This window comes from Nodosilinea sp. LEGE 07298 (assembly GCF_015207265.1).
Classification (GTDB): Bacteria; Cyanobacteriota; Cyanobacteriia; order Phormidesmidales; family Phormidesmidaceae; genus Nodosilinea.
Genome location: NZ_JADEXE010000581.1, coordinates 1 through 1,330, shown reverse-complemented (window position 1 = coordinate 1,330; position 1,330 = coordinate 1). Strand labels below are relative to the sequence as shown.

At 53.8% G+C, this 1,330-nt stretch carries 1 protein-coding gene and 2 pseudogenes; 2 read left to right on the top strand and 1 reads right to left on the bottom strand.

Going from position 1 to position 1,330, the window contains the following annotated elements; translation table 11 throughout:
• Positions 1-260: pseudogene (locus IQ273_RS33195) on the top strand (IS4/IS5 family transposase); the annotation flags it as partial.
• 24 nt (positions 261-284) lie between these two features.
• The gene (locus tag IQ273_RS33190; RefSeq protein ID WP_194027322.1) at positions 285-1,196 is read left to right on the top strand and encodes a hypothetical protein; all 912 of its coding nucleotides are present in this window, start codon (positions 285-287) and stop codon (positions 1,194-1,196) included.
• Between the two features lie 30 nt (positions 1,197-1,226).
• Here the strand turns inward: IQ273_RS33190 and IQ273_RS36280 are convergent.
• A pseudogene (locus tag IQ273_RS36280) lies at positions 1,227-1,330 on the bottom strand (DDE transposase); the annotation flags it as partial.

The following is a 1,330-nucleotide window of genomic DNA, read 5'->3' as shown; positions in this document are numbered from 1 at the left end:
ATTTCTACGTGGTCAATGAATTGCAAGGCACCTATCAGGGCATGATGATCGCCATTCCACCTCACCTCTGGCAAGGCTTTGCCGGAATGCCGGTCGTTGAGTTAGCCGATTTCCTCCAGGTCTTAGCCGCCAAGGTCAAGCTCAAACGCTTTCTCAAAGCCCCTCCGCAAAAGAAGAAGAAAAAGAAAAAGAAGTCATCGCCCAAGTATGACCCGAAACACCCTCATGTCTCGACGGCTAAGCTTTTATCTGGCGACTAAATAACACCTAGACAGGAATCGTCTATGGAGCCTGGCCTTTCAAAATGGGGCGACTTCTGGCGGCGGCAGGTGCTCCTATTTTTCTACGCTCTCCATGGCTTGTCGTTGGTAGACATGGTTGAGAGCATTCTCTATGAAGAGGCCGGTGAGCCGGGTGAACTGTCTGAAGCCCTGATTCAATCGTGCAGCGCTCGGGCGCAAGAGGCGATTGACCAGAAAACCTATCTAGACTTTCTGCCCTGGATCCCGAAGTCACCCCAAGAAACGGACATCGAGCAATGGGAAGACCTTATTGAAAGTTACCTGATGGATGATCGCCTATTTCAAGATCACGACTGGTTGATCAGCCTGCCTTCTTCCCATCCTGAATTGCCCGATGCGGCGGTGCTGGAGTTGCAGTTCAAAAATCAGGAAATCCAAGCAAGCGTCGGCATTGCTCCAGCTTACTTTGACATGGGGCTGAGCCAACGACAGCTCAAGCCCTGGCCAGATCTCAGGCGAGAGCTGGAGACCTATTGGGTCGCGCCCCACTTACAGACCCCGGTCATCGTCCACAGAATTGTGGAGGCTCTGGGGCAAGGGCATTTACTGGGGGCACATCCAGCCGAGGACAGCGAACCAGAGGCATGGCGTTTGGGTGCGCCTAAACGAGTGCAGGACTTACTAGGGAAAGTTACCTTTCGCGAAGGTTGCCACCTGGCGCTGAATATCTCTGAGCCAGGCGAGGTCGATCAGCTGGTTCCGATTACCCACATCAGCGTGCTGGAAGCGGAGGCAGGCTACGGCGTGGGAGGCAAAATCTGCGAGTTTGAGACTGAAGCCGGTGCTGCTGCGATCGGGGATACTCTGAACCCTGAGGCGATCGAGGAAGTGGTTGTCTTGGCGGTGGAGGATTTGGCGTCGTTTTTTAGGCCGATGGAGGACGCGGCGGGGTAACTATCTTGGCTCAATACGGATTTTGGGGAGCTAGTTCAACAAGGTCTCCAATAGGTTGCCCAGCAGTGCCTTTCCTCGCTTACGGGCATTGTGTACGAACTCAAAGAACCCCAGATAAAGCGGCAGTTTCTCCT